14 protein-coding genes are annotated in these 19,412 nt (G+C 68.2%); 12 read left to right on the plus strand and 2 right to left on the minus strand.

The window, feature by feature from the left end:
* The first annotated feature begins 184 nt into the window (after positions 1-184).
* From EV649_RS03035 to EV649_RS03090, 12 genes are all read left to right on the plus strand, one after another.
* On the plus strand, positions 185-982 hold the full coding sequence (locus EV649_RS03035) for a class I SAM-dependent methyltransferase (RefSeq protein ID WP_130380257.1): 798 nt from the start codon (positions 185-187) through the stop codon (positions 980-982).
* Positions 983-1,097: 115 nt separating this feature from the next.
* Entirely contained in the window at positions 1,098-2,420 is a 1,323-nt protein-coding gene (locus tag EV649_RS03040; RefSeq protein WP_130380259.1) for a nucleotide sugar dehydrogenase, read from the plus strand.
* Positions 2,417-3,655, plus strand: a complete 1,239-nt coding sequence (locus EV649_RS03045; protein WP_206751576.1) for a glycosyltransferase family 4 protein — start codon at positions 2,417-2,419, stop codon at positions 3,653-3,655. The genes EV649_RS03040 and EV649_RS03045 overlap by 4 nt, the downstream gene beginning before the upstream one ends.
* A gap of 2 nt (positions 3,656-3,657) precedes the next feature.
* Positions 3,658-5,577: an asparagine synthase (glutamine-hydrolyzing) gene (gene asnB / locus EV649_RS03050; protein ID WP_130380261.1), complete on the plus strand. Its 1,920-nt coding sequence runs from the start codon at positions 3,658-3,660 to the stop codon at positions 5,575-5,577.
* A gap of 27 nt (positions 5,578-5,604) precedes the next feature.
* Positions 5,605-7,755 (plus strand): bi-domain-containing oxidoreductase, encoded by a 2,151-nt coding sequence (locus tag EV649_RS03055; RefSeq protein WP_130380263.1) that lies wholly within the window; start codon positions 5,605-5,607, stop codon positions 7,753-7,755.
* Positions 7,752-9,689, plus strand: a complete 1,938-nt coding sequence (locus EV649_RS03060) for an alginate lyase family protein (RefSeq protein WP_198682278.1) — start codon at positions 7,752-7,754, stop codon at positions 9,687-9,689. Before EV649_RS03055 ends, EV649_RS03060 begins: the two co-directional genes overlap by 4 nt.
* Before the next feature lie 68 nt (positions 9,690-9,757).
* Positions 9,758-11,008 (plus strand): hypothetical protein, encoded by a 1,251-nt coding sequence (locus EV649_RS03065; protein ID WP_157996154.1) that lies wholly within the window; start codon positions 9,758-9,760, stop codon positions 11,006-11,008.
* Entirely contained in the window at positions 11,005-12,690 is a 1,686-nt protein-coding gene (locus tag EV649_RS03070) for a Wzz/FepE/Etk N-terminal domain-containing protein (RefSeq protein WP_130380267.1), read from the plus strand. The genes EV649_RS03065 and EV649_RS03070 overlap by 4 nt, the downstream gene beginning before the upstream one ends.
* Complete coding sequence (locus tag EV649_RS40695) at positions 12,687-13,907, plus strand: O-antigen ligase family protein (RefSeq protein ID WP_157996155.1); 1,221 nt, start codon at positions 12,687-12,689, stop codon at positions 13,905-13,907. Before EV649_RS03070 ends, EV649_RS40695 begins: the two co-directional genes overlap by 4 nt.
* A complete protein-coding gene (locus EV649_RS41035; RefSeq protein ID WP_198682279.1) occupies positions 13,904-15,112 on the plus strand; it encodes a glycosyltransferase in 1,209 nt (402 codons plus the stop codon). Before EV649_RS40695 ends, EV649_RS41035 begins: the two co-directional genes overlap by 4 nt.
* On the plus strand, positions 15,109-16,725 hold the full coding sequence (locus EV649_RS03085) for a right-handed parallel beta-helix repeat-containing protein (protein WP_130380271.1): 1,617 nt from the start codon (positions 15,109-15,111) through the stop codon (positions 16,723-16,725). The genes EV649_RS41035 and EV649_RS03085 overlap by 4 nt, the downstream gene beginning before the upstream one ends.
* Positions 16,726-16,729: 4 nt before the next feature.
* Positions 16,730-17,086: a hypothetical protein gene (locus EV649_RS03090; RefSeq protein WP_130380273.1), complete on the plus strand. Its 357-nt coding sequence runs from the start codon at positions 16,730-16,732 to the stop codon at positions 17,084-17,086.
* 42 nt (positions 17,087-17,128) lie between these two features.
* Here the strand turns inward: EV649_RS03090 and EV649_RS03095 are convergent, their stop codons facing one another.
* Entirely contained in the window at positions 17,129-17,671 is a 543-nt protein-coding gene (locus tag EV649_RS03095) for a sigma-70 family RNA polymerase sigma factor (RefSeq protein ID WP_157996157.1), read from the minus strand.
* Between the two features lie 57 nt (positions 17,672-17,728).
* Positions 17,729-19,252 carry a sugar transferase gene (locus EV649_RS03100; RefSeq protein WP_130380277.1) on the minus strand — a complete coding sequence of 508 codons (1,524 nt, stop codon included), beginning with the start codon at positions 19,250-19,252 and terminating at the stop codon, positions 17,729-17,731.
* Positions 19,253-19,412 lie beyond the last annotated feature (160 nt).

Raw genomic sequence — 19,412 nt, forward strand, 5'->3', positions numbered from 1 at the left:
GCTTCCCCTCACCCCAGCCCACACCCCTGCGCAGCCTCTGTCGCCCATACAGATCCGCGGGGACGCGTCCTGATACAGGCAATTTCGGTATCAGACGGCAGGGCTCGGTGCTCTCTTCGGTGGCCGCCCGCAATCGGCAGGAAGCACGACTACGGGAGGTGACGGTGTGTGCGCACCAGCTGACATGAAGCGCTTGGCAGCGGAAGCGAAGGGCTTGGTAGTACAAGCACTGGACCGCGTGACGGTACGGCTGGGGTTCGGTCACTCGCAGGAGCGGCTCGTCGACGACGCGAAGGCGTATTGGGTCGACGGTATGGCGGAGCCGACGTGGCGCGGATTCTCGCACTTCCGGGACGCCGGGGTGTTCCAGACGACGGCGGACTGGACATCGGTCGGGCGAGAACACTGGGACCTCTTCGAGCGGCTGGAGCGGCTGCGCGGCGGTGCCGACCGGTACTCGCGGATCGTCGAATGGGGCTGCGGCGGCGGCGCGAACGCGCTCGCGTTCGCACCACACTGCGACGAGTTCGTCGGGGTGGACGTCAACCCGCAGACGCTGGACGAATGCGGGCACCAACTGGAAGCGGTGCCCAAGACGAAGTTCACCCCGGTCCTCGCCGACATGAGCAACCCCGAGGCTGCCGCCGAGCAGGTCGGGCAGGTCGACGTCTTCATCTGTCTGTACGTCCTGGAGCTGGTACCCAGTCCTGAGTACGGACTGCGGCTCATGCAGATCGCGCACGACCGTCTGAAGGACGGCGGGGTCGCGTTCGTGCAGACGAAGTACCAGACCGCCAATTGGCGCACCGCGTCCCGCCGGCACCGCTACCGCGGCTCCCGCTCCTCCGGCATGACGTCGTACCCCATCGACACCTTCTGGACCCAGATGACCGACCTCGGCTTCCAGCCCGAGGCCTGCTACCTGGTCCCCCACAACCCCCTCGACGAACGCTACGCCTACTACCTACTGAGCAAACGCTGAACCGAAATTCCCGACCGAGATTTTCACCGGCATGTATCAACAGGCCGGGGAGGGCGCTCTCATGGGCGCTGTGGGGACGCGGGGGATGCCGCGTCATGAGCCTGTGGGGGGCGTTATGAAGGTTGCCGTATTCGGCTTGGGATACGTGGGGTCGGTGACGGCGGCATGTCTGGCGGCTGCTGGGCATGAGGTGTGGGGCGTGGATGTCGACACGGCGAAGGTCGAGCCGATCGCCCAGGGTCACAGCCCGGTCGTCGAGCCGGGGCTGGACGAGCTGGTCGCGGCGGGTGCCACGTCGGGACGGTTGCACGCGACCACCGATCCACGGCTCGCGCTCGAGCGGGCCGATGTCTCACTGATCTGTGTCGGCACGCCGTCGACGCAGGCGGGCAGTACCGATCTCACCTACATCAAGCGCGCGGTGCGTGACATCGCCGAGGCCGCGCGGGTCGTCCTCCGGCCCGAGTCGGGATTTCACAGCATCGTTATTCGCAGCACGGTCCCGCCGGGCACCGTCGACGAGGTGGTCGCCCAGGTGCTGGCCGACGTACCGCCGCCGGACGGTCTCACGTTCGGTACGGCGATGTGCCCGGAGTTCCTGCGCGAGGGATCCGGTCTCGCGGACTTCTACGAGCCGCCGTTCGTCGTGGTCGGCACCCGCAACCCGAAGGTCGGTACCGCTCTGACCGACCTGTTCGCCTTCCTGAACGTCGACGTGCAGATTGTCGACGTTCGTACGGCGGAAGCACTCAAGTACGCCTGCAACGCGTTCCACGCCACCAAGGTCTCGTTCGCGAACGAGATGGGGCGGATCTTCCGGCACTTCGGCGTGGATTCGCGCGAGGTGATGAAGATCTTCGTGCAGGACACCAGCCTGAACATCTCGCCGTACTACCTGAAGCCCGGTTTCGCGTTCGGCGGCTCCTGCCTGCCGAAGGATCTGCGAAGCGTCCTGCACCTCGCGCGGCTCAACGACACCGAGCTCCCGCTGCTGGCCGGCACGCTCGCCACCAACGAGCGGAGCGTCCGCGACGTCGTCGACCGCGTGATCGCCGGCCCCGGCCGCGAGATCGCGCTCCTCGGCCTGAGCTTCAAGCACGCCACCGACGACCTCCGCGAGAGCCCGAACGTCGAGCTCGCCGAACGGCTGATCGGCAAGGGCTACAACCTCCGGATCTACGACGCGATCGTGAACCCGAGCCGTCTGGTCGGCGCGAACCTGCGACACGTCACGTCCAAGCTCCCGCACCTCCAGCGGGTTCTCACCGACGACCCCGACGCGGCGCTGGCCGGCGCCGACCTGGCGATCGTCGCGGCGACCGACCGGCCCGCCGTGCAGGCCCTGCTCAGAACACCACCGGCACGAACCATCGACCTGAGCGGCCGGCTCGGCGCCGATGTCGAGGCGTTGCCCGGATACGAAGGAGTGGGCTGGTGAGCGGTCCGCGCATCCTGATCATCATCCAGAACCTGTGGGTCCCGTTCGACCGTCGCGTCTGGCTGGAGTGCCAGGCGCTGGTGGCGGCCGGGTACGACGTCACCGTGGTCTGCCCGAAGGGTCCGGGCGATCCGTCGTACGAGGTCATCGACGGGGTGACCGTGCACAAGTACAAGGCGTATGCGCCGGGCGGCAGCAAGGTCAGCTTCGTCTGGGAGTACGCGTACTCGTTCCTGGCCACGCTCCGTCTGGTATTCCGGGCCCGCAAGGCCGGCAAGTTCAAGGTCCTGCAGGCCTGCAACCCGCCGGACATCTTCTGGCCGATCGCGATGCTGCTGCGCCGCCTCGACGGCACCCGGTTCGTGTTCGACCACCACGACCTGTGCCCGGAGCTGTTCCAGTCCCGGTTCGGCGGTACGACGAGCCTTCCGTACAAGGGATTGCGCTTCCTCGAGCGGATGACGCATCGTAAAGCTGACCACGTCATCTCGACGAACGACTCGTACCGCCGCATCGCGATCACGCGCAGCGGCAAGGCGAATCAGGACGTCACCGTGGTCCGCACCGGGCCGGACCCGGACAAGTTGCTCCGCGGCGGAGCGGACGAGTCGCTCCGCCGCGGTCACCGCTACCTCGTCACCTACATCGGCGTGATGGGTCCGCAGGACGGCGTCGACATCGTCGTCCGCGCCGCGGATCATATTGTCAACAATCTGCAGCGCACCGATATCGCGTTCACGCTGATGGGCGGCGGCGACTCGTTCGACGATGTGGTCGCGCTGCGGGACGAGCTAGGGCTGACCGAGTACATCGAGTTCACCGGCCGCGTGCCAGACGAGACGGTCCGCGCGGTGATGTCGACCGCGGACCTCGGCCTGTCGCCGGATCCGAAGAATCCGCTCAACGACGTGTCGACAATGAACAAGACCATGGAGTACATGGCGTTCGAGCTCCCCGTCGTCGCCTTCGACCTGATCGAGACCAAGGTCTCCGCCGCGGACGCCGCGGTGTACGTCGAGCCGAACGACGTGGCGCAGTACGGCGACGCGATCGTCGCGCTGCTCGACGACCAGGTACGCCGGCGCCGGATGGCGAAGCTCGGCCGCGAACGCGTCGAGCAGGTGCTCGCGTGGAAGCACCAGCAGAAGGCATACCTCGAGGTGTACGACCAGCTCACCGGGCACGTCAGCCAGCTCGGAACCGTGGCCGGCATCCGCAACGCGACGGGGTCCTGACTGTGTGCGGCATCGCCGGTTGCTACCAGCAGCACGACGGCTTCGCGCTTGCGGAGGCGATGAGCGACCGGATCGCCCATCGCGGTCCGGACGCCGACCGGGTGTACGCGTTCGACGAGGGTGACGTCCGTGCCTACCTGGCGCACCGCAGATTGTCGATCATCGACCTGTCGTCGGCCGCGGATCAGCCGTTCAGCAAGCGCGGTCTGACGATCTGCTACAACGGCGAGCTCTACAACTACAAGGAGCTCCGGGCCGAGCTCTCCAAGTCCGGTGTGCACTTCCGGACCAACGGCGACACCGAGGTCGTGCTGGAAGCCTGGCGCCGCTGGGGCCCGGACGCACTCAAACGGTTCCGCGGCATGTTCGCGTTCGCGATGCTGGACGAGGACAGCGGCAGCATGTACCTGGCCCGCGACCCGCTCGGCATCAAGCCGCTGTACTTCCTCCGCCGTGAAGGCGGCGTGATCTTCGCGTCCGAACTGAAGGCCATCGTCGCCGCGGTCGGCTCCGAGCTGCGCACCGAACCAGGCGCCCTGATCGCGTCGATGCTGTATTACTGGCTGCCCGAACAGCGCTGCGCGATCGATGGCGTCGAGAAGCTGCCGCCGGGCTCGTGGGCGGAGTTCCGGCCGGACGGCAGCAGCCGGCACGAGACGTACTGGCGGGTGACCGACGTCGCCACCGAGGCCGCCGCCGGTCCCCCCGCCGACCTGCGCCAGGTCATCGAGGAGTCCGTCGCCGCGCACCTCGTGGCCGACGTACCGGTGTCGACGTTCCTGAGCGGCGGCCTGGACTCCAGCCTCGTCACCGTGCTGGCGAAGCAGATGGACCCCGGGGTCGACTCGTACACGATCACGTTCCGCGCCGAGGACCAGAAGCTCGAGGCGATGCCGGACGACGCGGTCTACGCACGGAAGGTGGCCCGGCAGTTCGGGATCGACCTGCACGAGATCGAGATCGCGCCCGATGTCGTCGAGCTGCTTCCGCGGATTGTTGACATTCTGGACGAGCCGATCGGCGACCCGGCCGCGATCAACACGCTGCTGATGTGCGACACCGCACGCGACGCGGGCGTGAAGGTCCTGCTGTCCGGGATGGGCGCCGACGAGCTGTTCGGCGGGTACCGCAAGCACCTCGCGTGCGTGATGGGAGCGCAGTACCAGCGGCTCCCCGGCGTACTGCGGAACGGTCTGGTCGGCCCGGCGGTACGGCGGCTCCCGGTGACCGCGAACGGTCGCGGACTGCGGTACGCGCGCTGGGCAAAGCGGTTCGAGACGTTCTCGAACCTGCCGGAGGAAGAGGCGTTCCGGCGCAGCTACACGATGTACGACGCCGACCAGCTCGCCGGCCTGATCAGTCCGGACCTGGACCCGTACGTCGGGAAGCTGCTCGCCGAGCACAGCGACATCTACCACGACACGACCCTGACCGACCACGTGAACCGGATGTGCCTCGCGGACTCGCGGATGTTCCTGCCGGGCCTGAACCTCGCGTACACGGACCGGTCCAGCATGGCGGCGTCGACCGAGGTACGGACGCCGTTCGTGGACCCGATCGTCGCGCGGGCGGCGTTCTCGATCCCGGGCAGCGACAAGATCCATCGCCGGGTCAGCAAGCTCGCGTTGAAGAAGGCGGCCGAGGCCTGGCTGCCGAAGGAGATCATCTACCGGCCGAAGGCGTCGTTCAGTGCGCCGCTGCGGGCGTGGGTGCGGAACGACCTGCGCGAACTGGTGGACGACGTGCTGCTGCGCGGGGAGCTGGTCGGGAGCGGGTTCCTGCGGCAGGCCGCCGTACAGAAGCTGGTCGACGACGAGCGAGCCGGGCGCGAGGACTACTCCAAGCAGATCTGGCAGTTGCTGACCCTGGAGACCTGGACCCGGCACATGCGGTCAATGGGCGTCACGATCACCTCACTCTGAAGACTCTTCTCTTTCTGAAGGACTGGCATGAAACAGGTTGCGCAGAACTACAAGTCCGGCGAGCTCGCGGTTCTCGACGTACCGCCGCCGGCCTGTGCGCCGGGTGGCGTGCTGGTTCGTTCGCTCTATTCGCTGATCTCCACCGGGACCGAGCTGATGAAGGTCGGCGAGGCGAAGCTGTCCCTCGTCGGCAAGGCGAAGGCCCGGCCGGACCAGGTGCGGAAGGTGCTGGACTCCGTTGCCCAGCAGGGCGCGCTCAACACCTACAAGAAGGTGATGAACAAGCTCGACTCGTACACGCCGCTCGGGTACTCGCTGTGTGGTGTGGTGGTCGAGGTGGGCGCCGGCGCCGAGGAGTTCAGTGTCGGGCAGTTGGTCGCCGCGGCGGGGAACGAGTTCGCGCTGCATGCGGAGTACAACTGGGTGCCGTTGAACCTGTGTGTGCCGGTTCCGGACGGGGTGCCTGCTGAGCAGGCAGCGTTCTCCACGGTCGGTGCGATCGCTATGCAGGGCGTGCGGCAGGCCGAGGTACAACTCGGCGACACAGCTGTGGTGATCGGGCTCGGGCTTGTCGGGCAGCTGGTTGTGCGGTTGCTGGTTGCCGCTGGGGTCCGGGTGTTCGGCATCGACACGGTCGAGGACCGGTGCCGGATGGCCGAGAAGGCGGGGGCGCTGCACTGCTCCTCGCCTGACGAAGCCGGCGTCGCAGGCCTCGAGCGGGCGTTGCTGGACGCATCAAATGGGCTGGGAGCGGATCACATCCTGCTGTCCGCCGGCGGGCACTCCAACGGTCCGGTCGAGACAGCCGCCCGGCTGGCCCGGGACCGCGCCCGCGTGGTCGACATCGGCAAGACCAGACTCGACCTGCCGTGGAACGCGTACTACGAGAAGGAACTGGACGTCCGGTTCTCGCGTTCCTACGGGCCCGGCCGGTACGACGACCGCTACGAGCTCCAAGGCATCGACTATCCGGCCGGCTACGTCCGCTGGACCGAGCGCCGCAACCTCGAGTGCTTCGTCGACCTGATCGCCCGCGAACAGATCGACGTCGGTTCGCTGATCGCCAGCACCTTCCCGATCGCGGACGCCACGGAGGTCTACCAGAAGCTCAGCAGCGGCGCCTATCCAGGCGTCGGGTTCCTGTTCGAGTACCCCGACGTACCTCTGGCAACCGCACCGCCGACGACAACATCGGCGGCACGTCCTGCCGCACCCACAAGTGGTGGAGTGCGGATGGGGTTCATCGGGGCAGGGAACTACGCGTCGAGCATGTTGCTGCCGCATCTGCAGAAGGACGAGCGAGCCGTGCTGGCGCGCGTGGCAACCAACAAGTCGTTGTCGGCGGCCAACGCTCAGCGGCGGTTCGGGTTCGAGGCAGTTTCCACCAGCGCGGACGAGGTGCTGACCGACGCGAGCCTGGATGCCGTGTTCGTGGTGACCCGGCACAGCTCGCACGCGGAGCTGGCCTGCCGGGCGCTGGAGAGCGGGAAGGCCGTCTTCGTCGAGAAGCCGCTCGCGCTGACCGACGACGAGCTCGACCGGATCGTCGCCACGGTGGAGGCCACCGGCAACGATCGGCTGATGGTCGGGTTCAACCGCCGGTTCGCGCCGTTGCTGACCGACCTGAAGGACCGCTTCGGCCACCCGGGCGGCAGCTTCTCGCTGCGCTACCTGGTGAACGCCGGCAAGCTCGACTCCACCAGCTGGTACCTCGACGCCGGCAAGGAAGGCACCCGGTTCGCCGGTGAAGGCGGCCACTTCATCGACACGCTGACCTGGTGGCTGAACAGTCTCCCGACCGAGGTGTACGCCGTACCCGGACCTGACACCGGCGACGTCGTCGTCACGCTCCGGTTCGCGAACGGGTCCGTAGGCACGATCAGCTACGTCGGCGGCGGCAACTCGCGCTTCCCGAAGGAGACGATCGACATCACCGGCGCCGGCCGGAACGCCCGGTTCGACAACTTCCAGAGCGCCTCGCTGTGGACCGGACGCAAACCGTCCACCCGCAAGTCCCGCAGTACCGACAAGGGCCAGCGCACCGAACTCGAACGCTTCGTCGCCGCCGTGAAGTCCGGTGGCCCGATGCCGATCGCGTTCGACGCGCTGGTCGCCACCACCCGCGCGACGATCGCGGTCGACCGCAGTCTCGCAAGTGGCAAACCGGAGCAAGTGTGAGCCGCCAGCCTCTGGGCTGGTACGTCCGCCGCCTCCGCCGGATGTCCCCCACTGAAATCATCTGGCGAACCCGCGATGCCGGACGCCGTACTGCCTGGGCCTACCAGCACGTCAGGCCCGGGCAGGACGCGGCGGTCAACCTCCCGCTCCGCAAGGATCTGACCTTCGGTACGACGCTCCCGCCGAGAACCGCCGGCGCCGTACCGGAGGAAGCCCGGAAGGCGGTGATCGAGACCGCCGACGCCATCCTGGCCGGGAATCTCGAGGTGCTCGGCGTCGAGCGCACCGACCTCCGCGCACCGGACTGGTTCCGCGACCCGGCCACGGGCCGCCGGTCCGACCCGACGCAGTACGTCTTCAAGCTGAACCACCGCAACGAAGAAGCGGTCGGCAACATCAAGCAGGTGTGGGAGCTGTCCCGCCACCACCACCTCACCCAGTTGGCCGCGGCGTGGTACCTGACCCACGACGACCAGTACGCCGAACGCGTCGCCGACCACCTCAACGACTGGTGGCGGTCGAACCCGTTCCTGTCCGGCGTGCACTGGGCGAGCGGCATCGAGCTCGGCTTGCGCCTGATCAGCTGGACCTGGATCCGCCGGCTGTTGAACGACTGGCCCGAGATCACCGACCTGTTCGAGCACAACGAGTTGGCGCTTCAGCAGATCTACTGGCACCAGCGCTATCTCGCCGCGTTCCGCAGCCACGGCTCCTCGGCCAACAACCACGTGATCGCAGAAGCGGCCGGCCAGCTCGCCGGCGCCTGCGCGTTCCCCTGGTTCACCAAGAGCGCCCGCTGGCGTGCAGACGCCGCAGCCCTGCTGGAGAAGGAACTCGACGCCAACACGTTCCCGTCCGGCGTCAACCGCGAGCTGGCCACCGACTACCACCGCTTCGTCTCCGAGCTCGGCCTGTACGCCGCTTTGGAGGCCGACCTCGCAGGCCATCCGCTCAGCCCGCAGACGTGGGCCCTGCTGACCCGCACCGTCGATGTGGCCGCAGCGATCGTCGACACGAGCCTGAGGCCACCGCGCCAAGGTGACGACGACGAAGGTATGGCGCTCGTCCTCGACCCACCAGACATCACCAACTGGTCGGCGTACCTCTCTCTCGGCGCCGCCGTGGTCGGCGCAGCGCCCTGGTGGCCGGACAGCCCTCCAACAGCGACCTCGGTCATCGTCGGCTCGCTGGTCAACGCCCAGCAACCAGACCGACCGGCCAAACGACCGGACCACTTCCGGGACGCCGGACTGACCATTCTGCGGAGTAGAGACACCGGTCCGGAGATCTGGTGTCGTGCGGACGCCGGTCCGCACGGTTTCCTCTCCATCGCTGCCCACGCCCACTCGGACGCGCTCTCGCTCGAGGTGCGCGTCGACGGCGTCGACATCCTCGCCGACCCGGGTACGTACTGCTACCACGGCGAGGAGGAGTGGCGGGACTACTTCCGCTCCACCATCGCCCACAACACCGTCGAGGTGGCGGGTACCGAGCAGTCCACCTGGGGCGGCCCGTTCCTCTGGCTGCGCGGCGCGACAGGCACGGTACGCCGTCACGACGAGAACAGCTGGGACGCCGAACACGACGGCTACGCCCCTGTGACGCATCGACGTACCGCCGTACTGGACCACGGCGTGCTGCGCGTGGAGGACCACCTCGACGCCGCAACCGACGTACGGATCGCCTGGCATCTGGGACCTGAGGTGTCGGTGGAGCTGGACGGCTCGACCGGACGCCTGGAGTGGTCCAGTGGCTCGGCTGTCGTCGAACTGCCGGCAGGACTGTCCTGGACGCTGCACCGCGGTGAGACCGACCCGATCCTCGGCTGGTATTCCGGTCGTTTTGGCCACAAGGTCCCGTCGACGACCCTGCTCGGCAGCGGTCGATCGGACCCGACCTACCCGATGGTGACCAGATTCCTGCTGTCTACCTGAACCCGTGTATCACGAGGAGCGCTCGCCGCTCCTTTGTACGGAGAGCGCCTGCGGTTGAGGAGGGACGCGTGAGCACGCAAGAACTCGACGTCAAGAAGGCGTTACGAGCGATCGTGCGGCATCGGCGGATCGTCGGCGCCGTTGCGGCCGTCGGGCTGCTCGGCGGGATCGGCGCTGGTCTGCTGATCCCCCCGCTGTACTCGGCATCGTCGCTGGTACTGCTGCCACCGCCGCCGGCCGTGCAAGGTCAGGCCGCACCGAGCGAGCAGAACATCGACACTCAGGTCTTTATCGCGAGCAGCGAACCGGTGCTGAAGAGCGCCGGTCAGAACGTCAGTCCCGCACTCAGCGTCGAAGAGGTCAAGAAGCGCGTCAGGGTCCAGTCTGCGACCTCGGACGTCATCCAGATCAAGAGCGAAGGCGTCAGCAAGCAGCAGGCGACCAGCCTCGCGAACGCCGTCGCCGACGTCTACCTGGTGTTCGTCACGACGGAACAGAAGCTGCCCGGTGATCTGGGCAAGAAGACCGGCGCACGGGTCCTGGAGCGCGCGACGACGGCCAGCGGCGGAGGGCTGGCCCCACATCTCGCTGTCTACGGTCTCCTCGGTCTCATCGGTGGCGCACTGCTCGGCGCGGTGGCCGCACTCGTCATCGCCCGCAGCGACCGGCGGCTCCGGCTGCGGGACGAGATCGCCGACGCGATCGGCATCCCGGTGCTGGCCTCTGTCTCGTCGTACCGGGCGAAAGGCGTCTCCGACTGGAGCAACCTGCTCGAGCGCTACACGCCGCCCGCTGTCGATGCCTGGAGTCTTCGCAAGACGCTGCACCGCCTCGGCCTGGACCCGAAGGAGAACACTTCGGCCTCGCTGACGGTCGTCTCGTTCACCGAGGACGAGGCCGCGCTGCCCTTCGGGCCGCAGCTGGCCGCGTACGCGACCTCCATCGGCATCCCGACCTCGCTGGTCGTCGGCAACCACTACGAAGCGCCCGGCGTCGTGCCCGGGACCGTCGTCGGATCCGGCAGCCGGGCCCATCTGGACATCCTGGTCGTCGTCGTGGACCGCGAGGAGCCGAAACTGAACGACGTCCTCGGCACCACCACCACGGTCGTCGCAGTCGCGGCGGGCGCCGTGACTGCCGAGGAACTCGCCCGGCTAGCGGTCGCCGCGGACGACGCGGACCGCACCATCGACGGCATCATCGTGACGGATCCCGATCCGTCCGACCGCACCATCGGGCGGGTACCCCGCTCCCTGCGGCGGTCCGGCTCCGCGCTGCCGACCTTGCTCAGCGGCGCGGCGAGGAGGCGAGCCCGATGAGCGAGCACTGGCGGGCCGAGCAGCCAGGCCCCGAGACCGTCTGGTCGGACGACGACGAGCTGTACGGCACCGACGAACGGACCGACAGCTATCCACCGGACGCGCTCATCACGCTCCGGTTCCTCAAGGACGCCGTCCGCCGGCACGCCCGGCTATGGATCGCCGTCGCGGTCCTCGGCCTGGCCCTGGGTACGGCGGTTCCCTTCGTCATGCCGCCCGCGAGCCAGTCGTCGGCCAAGCTGTTGCTGACCCACCGCGAGGGCGAGAACGTCATCACCGCGATGGCGACCGACGCCAGCCTGGTGACCACGCGGAGTGTCGCGCAACTGGCCATCCAGAAGCTCAACCTCGCCGACACGCCTGACGAGCTCCTCAAGCGGTACTCCGCGACGGCGCTGACCGACCGCATCCTCCAGATCGACACCAAGGCAAAGACGAGCGCGGAGGCGACGGCTCTGGCCGACACCCTCGCCAGCGTCTACCTCGTGTTCCGCAGCCAGCAGATCGCCGAGCAGGCTGCGCCTCTGCAGGCCGATCTCGCGGAAGCGGTCGCCGCGGTCAAGCGCGCCGAGGCAGCGGTCAAGGCAGCCGGCGGCGACCCCAGCGACACGTCCGCTCCGACCACCACGCTGACGGCCAGGCTCGGCCAGGCGCGGGAGACCCAGCGCACCATCGAGCAGCAGCTCCTCGACCAGCAGGTGGCGAGCGCCCGGATGACCAGCAGCCGCGTCCTCGACGAAGCCGCGCCGGTCCGGGTGTCCCGGCGGCACACGCAAATCGTCGCCACCGGCTCCGGACTCGCCGTGGGCCTCCTCCTCGGGCTCGGGTTCGTCATCGTCCGGGCGATGATCTCCGACCGGCTCTGGCGGCGGCAGGACGTGGCAAACGCACTCGGCGTACCGATCAAGTTGAGCGTCGGACGCCCGCGGCACCGCCGGCGGCCGACCCTCCGCAGGCTCCGCGCACCGCAGCCCGACCTCGGGCCGGTCGTGCGGCACCTGGGCTGGAACGTCACCGCCGAGGACGGGCTCAAACCGGCCCTCGCGGTCGTGAGCATCGACACGACGAAGGACTGCGCGCTGATCGTCGCCTTACTCGCACGGTCCTTCGCCGAGCACGGGCAACGGGTTCTGGTGGCCGACCTGACCGACACCGGCGACCTCGCGGCCACGTTCGGCATCAAGAAGCCGGGCACGTTCGAGACACAGGTAACGGCCGACGACCTCCCGGTCAACGTTCATCGTCCGGAGTCGGGCACCGGTGCGCTCGAAGGGCTTCGCCTGCACGAGGAGACCGACACCGACGAGGAGAAGGCGCTGCACGCGGTCTGGGCCGCCGCCGACATCGTCCTGGTCCACGCGACCCTCTCCCCCGCGCTGGGCGCCGAGTACCTCCGGGCGTGGTCCGGCCGCGCGGCACTCGTGGCAACCGCGGGCCGGTCCAACGCGACGACCCTGCACGCCACCGGTGAGATGATCCGGCTCGCCGGACTCCGCATCGAAACGACCGTGCTGCTCCGCGCCGACCGCACCGACGACAGCCTCGGGCAGTGGGAGGCGGAGACCGAGCAGACCGAGCAGGCCGAACAGTCCGAGGAGACCGAGCAGGTCGGGCCGAACGCGAAGGCCGGGCAGAACGGGCAGGCTACGGCCGGATCCGGGTTCGGAAAGGTCGCCCCATGACAGCTCCGCCGCTCCTCGGCACCGAGGCGGCGATCCGTTCACAGCCGACGCCGCGGAGCATCCGGCGCCGGATCTACACCTGCTGGGGGCTGCTGGTTCTCAACGTCGTCCCGTTCTATCCCGGCGCGCCGCACCTGCTGCCGATCCCGGAGGCCCTCGGCAAGCTGATCACACAGAGCTCGCTGTTCGTGGCGTTGCTCCTTGCGGTGAGCATCAATCGCCGAGGATGGATCCGCCGGAGCACCTTCATCCTGCTGGTGGCCGTGATGTCCGGGGTGGCAGTGATGGACAGCCTGCGGAGCGAGTTCATCTTCGGCAGCCTGTACCGCGTCTGCCGCCTGATCGCGTTCCTGCTGACCCTGTTGCTGCTGACCCCCTGGTGGGCCCGGCGCGACCTGCTCCTGGTCAAGGCACATCTGTTCATCGTCGGGATCGTCCTGGGCTCAGTTCTCGTCGGGTACCTCGTCGCACCGGGCGTCGCGACGGCGCAGGGGGGCCGGCTGGGCGGCGCGATCTGGCCGATCCCAGCGACACAGGTCGGCCGGTACGCCGCAACCGCGATCGGGCTGACCGTGATCCTCTGGATGTCCGGCACGATCCAGCGAAGAACGGCATTGATCACGGCTACGGTCGCGATGCCGATCCTGTTGCTCAGCCACACCCGCACGGCGCTGGTGTCCCTGATGGCCGGCCTCCTGATCGCGGGGCTCAGTCTGTTCCGCACCCGGGCCCGTGTCCGCAGGGCGTTCGCGACGGGAGCGGTCATCGTCTCGATCGGTGCACTCAGTCTGTCCTCGGTGCTGACCACCTGGCTGGCCCGCGGCCAGGACACCCGGCAGCTGTCGAACCTGACCGGCCGCACCGCGGTCTGGGACATGGTGCTCGCCGCACCGCGGGGCTGGTTCGAGAAGTTGTTCGGCATTGGCCTGGCCAACAAGTCGTTCGACGGCCTGGCGATCGACAGCAACTGGATCTCCACGTACTACGAGCTCGGCCTGGTCGGAGTGGCGCTCAACATCGCGATGCTCCTGTTCCTGCTGGTCGCCGCGGCTTTCCGCCCGCACGGCGTCCACCGGGCGATCGCGCTCTACCTGGTCGGCTACGCCATCGTCTCCAGCTTCACCGAGACGGGTCTCGGCGACGCGTCGCTCGCCTTGCTCGAACTGGCCCTCGCTGCATCTCTGCTCCTGCCGACCCTCAACAGAGGCCCGCGATGAGAATCCTCGTTCTGCACAACCGCTATCGCTCGGCGGCTCCCAGCGGCGAGAACCGGGTCGTCGACCAGGAGAGCCAGGCCCTCCGGGCTCTCGGTCACGACGTGGAACACTTCGAACGGCGCAGCGACGACATCGAGAACTGGTCGCCGCTGCAGAAGGCCGCCCTGCCGGCGACCGTGGTCTGGAGCCGCAGCTCGCACCGGGACCTGAGCGAGGTACTGCGACGGTTCGAGCCTGACGTGGTGCACGTTCACAACACTTTTCCCTTGCTCAGTTCCTCCGTGCTGTACGCCTGCCGTGACGCCGGCGTACCGGTGGTCGCGACGCTGCACAACTACCGCCTGGTCTGTGCGACCGGCGACTTCTTCCGGGACGGCAAGATCTGCCTGGAATGCGCCGACGGCAGCTCCACGGCCGCCCTCCGGCACCGCTGCTACCGCGGCTCGGTGCTCGCGACCGCGCCCGTCGTCGTGGCCGGGCGCGTGCACCGGAACGCATGGCGCTCGCTGGTCTCGGCGTACGTCCTCCCGACTGCTTCCCAGATCCCGTTGCTGGCCGCGATGGACTTCGATCCGGCGCGCGTCTTCGTCAAACCGAACCTCGTGCCGTACGACGGACCTGTGTCGGGGCCCGATTCACGCGAGCACCAGGTGGCCTACGTCGGCCGCCTCGACGAGGCCAAGGGCCTGCCGTTCCTGATGCGCGCCTGGGACGACTACTGCTCGACGGCAGGCGATCAGGCACTGCGTCTGGTGATCGCCGGCGGTGGAGCACTGGAAGCGGAGGTCTCGCGCTGGGCCGAGCAGCGTCCGTCGGTCGAGGTGACCGGAATGCTCAGCAAACAGGAGTGTTTCGAGCTGATCACCCGCTCGCGCGCCGTACTGCTGCCCTCACAGGTCCAGGAGACGTTCGGGCTCGTGCTCGTGGAGGCGATGGCTGCCGGCGTCCCGTCGATCGCCGCGGCCCACGGCTCGTTCCCCGAACTGATCACCGACGGCATGGACGGCTCGCTGTTCCGGCCCGGTGACGCCACCGAACTGGTGACCGCGCTCCAGGACGTCGACCGGTCCCCGGAGCGGTACGAGAAGTACGGGCTGCAGGCAAGGGCGACGTACGAGGACCGGTTCCATCCCACCCAGAACATCGGGCACCTGCTCGAGATCTACCGGTACGCAGTGGAGCATCCCGCTGTGCGACGCCAATGAACACCCGGCGCCTGCTGGTCGGCTGCGGGGCTCTGTTGCTGGTCGGCGGCCTGGTCACTGCCGGGTACGTCGCCAGGAACCGCTCCACCGTGACCCAGGCCTCGACCGACGTCAGTGTCTTTGGATCACAGTCGTCGGCACCGGGGCCATCGGCGACCGCAACCGCGCCTGTGACACCGCCGGCCACCATCTGCGGCAACACGACCCTGTTGGCCGGTCCTGCGAGGCCACCCAGCGGCGCCGTCGTCGTGCTGCGGACGCAGAACCTGATCGCCCTGACCGAGGACCGCCCTGCCGGTACGACGTTCTGGCTCGTCCCGGGGGTGCACACACTGGGCACCGGGCAGTACGACCAGGTGACGCCGAAGGCCGGCAACACGTACGTCGGCGCACCGGGAGCGATCATCGACGGGCAGCACAAGAATCTGTACGCGTTCACCGGGCCGGCGGGCGGCGTCGTCATCCGGAACCTCACCATCCAGAACTTCGGGCGCCACGGTTCCAACAACGACGAGGGCGTGGTGAACCGCGAAACCTCGGCGGCCTGGACGATCCTCGGGAACACGATCCGGAACAACGCCGGGAACGCGGTCATGGTCGGCACCCGGAACCTGCTGCGCCACAACTGCCTCGCGGACAACGGGCAGAGCGGCTTCGGCACGTACAACGCCACCGCCAGGGTTTCGAACATCACGATCGACGGCAACGAGATCACCGGCAACAACATCGACGACTGGGAGCGCATCAGGCCCGGCTGCGGCTGCACGGCCGGAGGGAAGTTCTGGGAGGTCACCGGAGCGATCGTGCGGAACAACTGGGTGCACGACAACAAGGGCGTCGGCCTCTGGGCCACCACGAACAACGCCGGATTCCTCTTCGAGGGCAACTACATCGCCGGCAACGACGCCCAGGGCCTGATCTACGAGATCAGCTACAACGCGGTCATCCGGAGCAACACGTTCGTCGGCAACGGCTACGTCCAGGGCCCGAGCAACGGCAACTTCCCGACCGGAGCCATCTACATCTCCGGGTCGGGGAGCGATTCGCGGGTCCACGCGGGCTCCGGCCGGACCCTCGAGATCACCGACAACGTCTTCACGGACAACTGGTCGGGCGTCGTGCTGTGGGAGAGCTCCGACCGCTTCTCGGGATCACCCGCGGAGGGCAGCCACGCCGACACCCTGGTGAACCCGGGGGTGGTCACCGCCAAGACCTGCACCAAGGCCAACATCACGGCAAAGCCCTACTTCGACGACTGCCGGTGGAAGACCCAGAACGTTCAGGTCCACCACAATCTCTTCAGCCTCGACCCGAGCCACCTTCCGGAGACCTGCAGCTCACAGAGCGGCTGTGGCTACAACGGCCTGTTCGCGAACTTCGGGACCTACCCCGCGTGGTCGCCGTACAAGGGCACCGTGATCGAGGAAGCCGTTGCACTGCAGCAGAACAACAGGTTCTCCTCGAACGTCTACTCAGGCCCGTGGAGCTTCGTCGTTCCCGCACAGGGCTCCCGGGCGAACTGGGCGACCTGGCAGGGCGCGCCGTACAGCCAGGACACGGACAGCGTGATCAAGCTGCCGACTCCCGCCAGCGGATCGACCGGGGGGCGCTGAAGCGATGATCGGGCCTCCGGAGCGAGCCGCCTGTGAGCAGATCGCGCTGCTCCGGTCGGTCGGGTACGCCGCGTTCGGCCGGCACGAGCGGGACCTCGACGTGCTCGACCTGGTCTTCGACAGCCTCATCGACCAGCCCGGAGGCGACGACGTACGACGGCTGCGCTTCGCAGGGCACGGGGTGACGCTGGATGTGGAACGCACCACGCTGACCGTGGAACTGTGGGTCTCCCCGGCCGGTCCGGTCGTGGTCGAGGCCCGCGGCGGCGACAGCCCCGGGGACGCCCAGGTGGTGAGCTTCCTGCTGCGGTGGCCGGGCAGCGCACAACGGCCGGTCCGGACCGCCTGGATCATGCTCTGACCAGAGCATGATCGGTCGGCGGCCCGGACCGGGTCTGCTGCCTCAGGAGGCAAGCAGCAGTCTGAGCTTCTCCAGGCAACGGCCGCGGATCGGGCCGATGCTGCCGATCGGAATCCCGATCGTCGCGGAGATCTCGGCGTACGGCGTCGGCGGATCGGACATCAGCATGCCGAGCAGCTGCTGCCACCGGTCGGGCAGCTTTTCGAGCGCCCGTCGTACGTCGTCCGCCCGTTCGCCGGCGATCAGGTCGGAGTCCAGCTCCGGCGCGTCACCGGCCACGTCCTCGAACGCCGTTGCTTCGTAGGTCAGCAGCACGCGCTTGCGGAACGCCAGTACCCGCAGGCATTCCCGGCGCGTGGTGACGACCAGCCAGGCGCCGACCCGTTCGGGGTCGACGCGATTGATGTGCTCGAGCAACCGCAGCCAGACCACCTGCGAGACGTCAGCGGCGTCGCTGTCGCCCAGGCGGAAGCTGCGGGTGACGGCCCATACGAGCCGTGCATAGTGATCGACCAACTGGCTCCAAGCCCCCTGATCCCCCGCCGCGGCCCTGATCACCAGAGTCGCGGCCTCGGATCGGGCCACGGCCGATCTTTCCAGTACTACAGTCACGGATTCCCCCCTCGGGAACACAAACACCGCCTAGTACGCGCCGTCGCTCCCCAGCACTGCGCGTGCGGTCTTCCACAGAATCAAAAGGTCCAACGCGATCGACCAGTTGTCGGCGTACCGCAGGTCGAGCCGCATGGACTCCTCCCACGTCAGGTCGCTCCGGCCGCTGACCTGCCACAGGCCGGTCAGGCCCGGCTTCACGAGCATCCGCCGCGCGTCGTCGATCGCGTACTGCGCGACCTCGGCGGGCAATGGTGGACGCGGGCCAACCAGTGACATGTCCCCCCGGAGCACGTTCACCAGCTGCGGCAGCTCGTCGATCGAGAACCGTCGCAAGTACCGCCCGACCCTGGTCACCCGCGGGTCGTCGCGGAGCTTGAACAGGACCCCGTTACCGTCGCTCAGCGCGTGCAGCTCCGCCTTGCGTGCCTCGGCGTCGGCCACCATCGTGCGGAACTTCAGCATCTGGAACTGTTCACCGCCCCGTCCCACCCGGGTCTGCCGGAACAGCACCGGACCGCGGCTGGTGAACTTCACCAGAACCGCTGTGACCATCAGGAGCGGCGCAACCGCCAGCAACATCAGGCAGCCGACCACCCGGTCGAAGATGCTCTTCAGCACATGCGGTCCACCGCTCACCGACGGCCGCTCCAGGTGCAGCAGCGACAGCCCGGCAACCGGCCGGATCGAGATCCGCGGACCCGCCACCTCGACGATCCCCGGCGACACGATCAGGTCGACCCCGCGCTGTTCGAGCGCCCAGGACAACTTGCGCAACGAGTGACCGGTCAACTCCGGGTCGGCCGCCACTGCGACCACCTCGACGTCGTACTGGTCGACCGCCGCCAGGATGTCCATCTCGGCACGGCCCAGCCGCTCAGGGCTGGTCTCGCTCAACGGTTCCTCGAACGCGTCGCCGCGCGGCAGGCAACTCGCCACCACGACGTACCCGTCGGTCTTCCGCTCCTCCAGGTGCCGCCGCAGCGTGGTCACCTGATCGTTGCGTCCGACAACGAGCACCCGGCGCATACACCGGCCGTCGAACCGCCGGCCGGAGATCTGCCGGTGCAGCACCCAGCGCGCGAACATCGCCGCGAAACAGGTCATCGGCACCGCCAGCACGACGAAACCACGCGCCACCTGGAACTTGGTCGCGTACGACGTCACCGCTACCACCGCGGTCAGCGCGACGGCCGCCCGGATGATCGAGCGGAACTCTTCAGGGCCCGTGCCGAAGTAGCGGGTCTCATAACCCCGCTCCAGCGCCACACAGGCCAGCCACGCGATCGGTAACGCGGCTCCGAGCAGAACATAGTCGAGGTTGATCTGGGCACCGAACCGGACGACGAGCGCCAGCGAGACACCGAGCAGCGCGGCCGCGAGGTCGCCGGCGAGCGCTGCCCACCGGTACTTCGCGACCCAACGCGCCTCGGTGAACCGTGCCGCACGCGGCACGACCGCAGGTACAACGTCCGGTACCACCCAGACCGGCCGACGTCGTTCCCCCGACGGCGCCGGCCGAAGGTCAGCCGGTTCGGCCAACCCCTCAGACATGACAAGATCAGTCACGCACAGTCACCCCCCACAGGTGAAAACCGAAACCCGTGACCAACCCACACCCCGTCACGGACCTCGTCCCAAACGCCGCCCCCACAACGGCGTGAACCAGAGAGTACTACGTGGATGCAGCGCGCAACAGCACCGGAGGAGAGTG

It is taken from the genome of Kribbella sp. VKM Ac-2569 (assembly GCF_004216905.1).
Taxonomy (GTDB): Bacteria; Actinomycetota; Actinomycetes; order Propionibacteriales; family Kribbellaceae; genus Kribbella.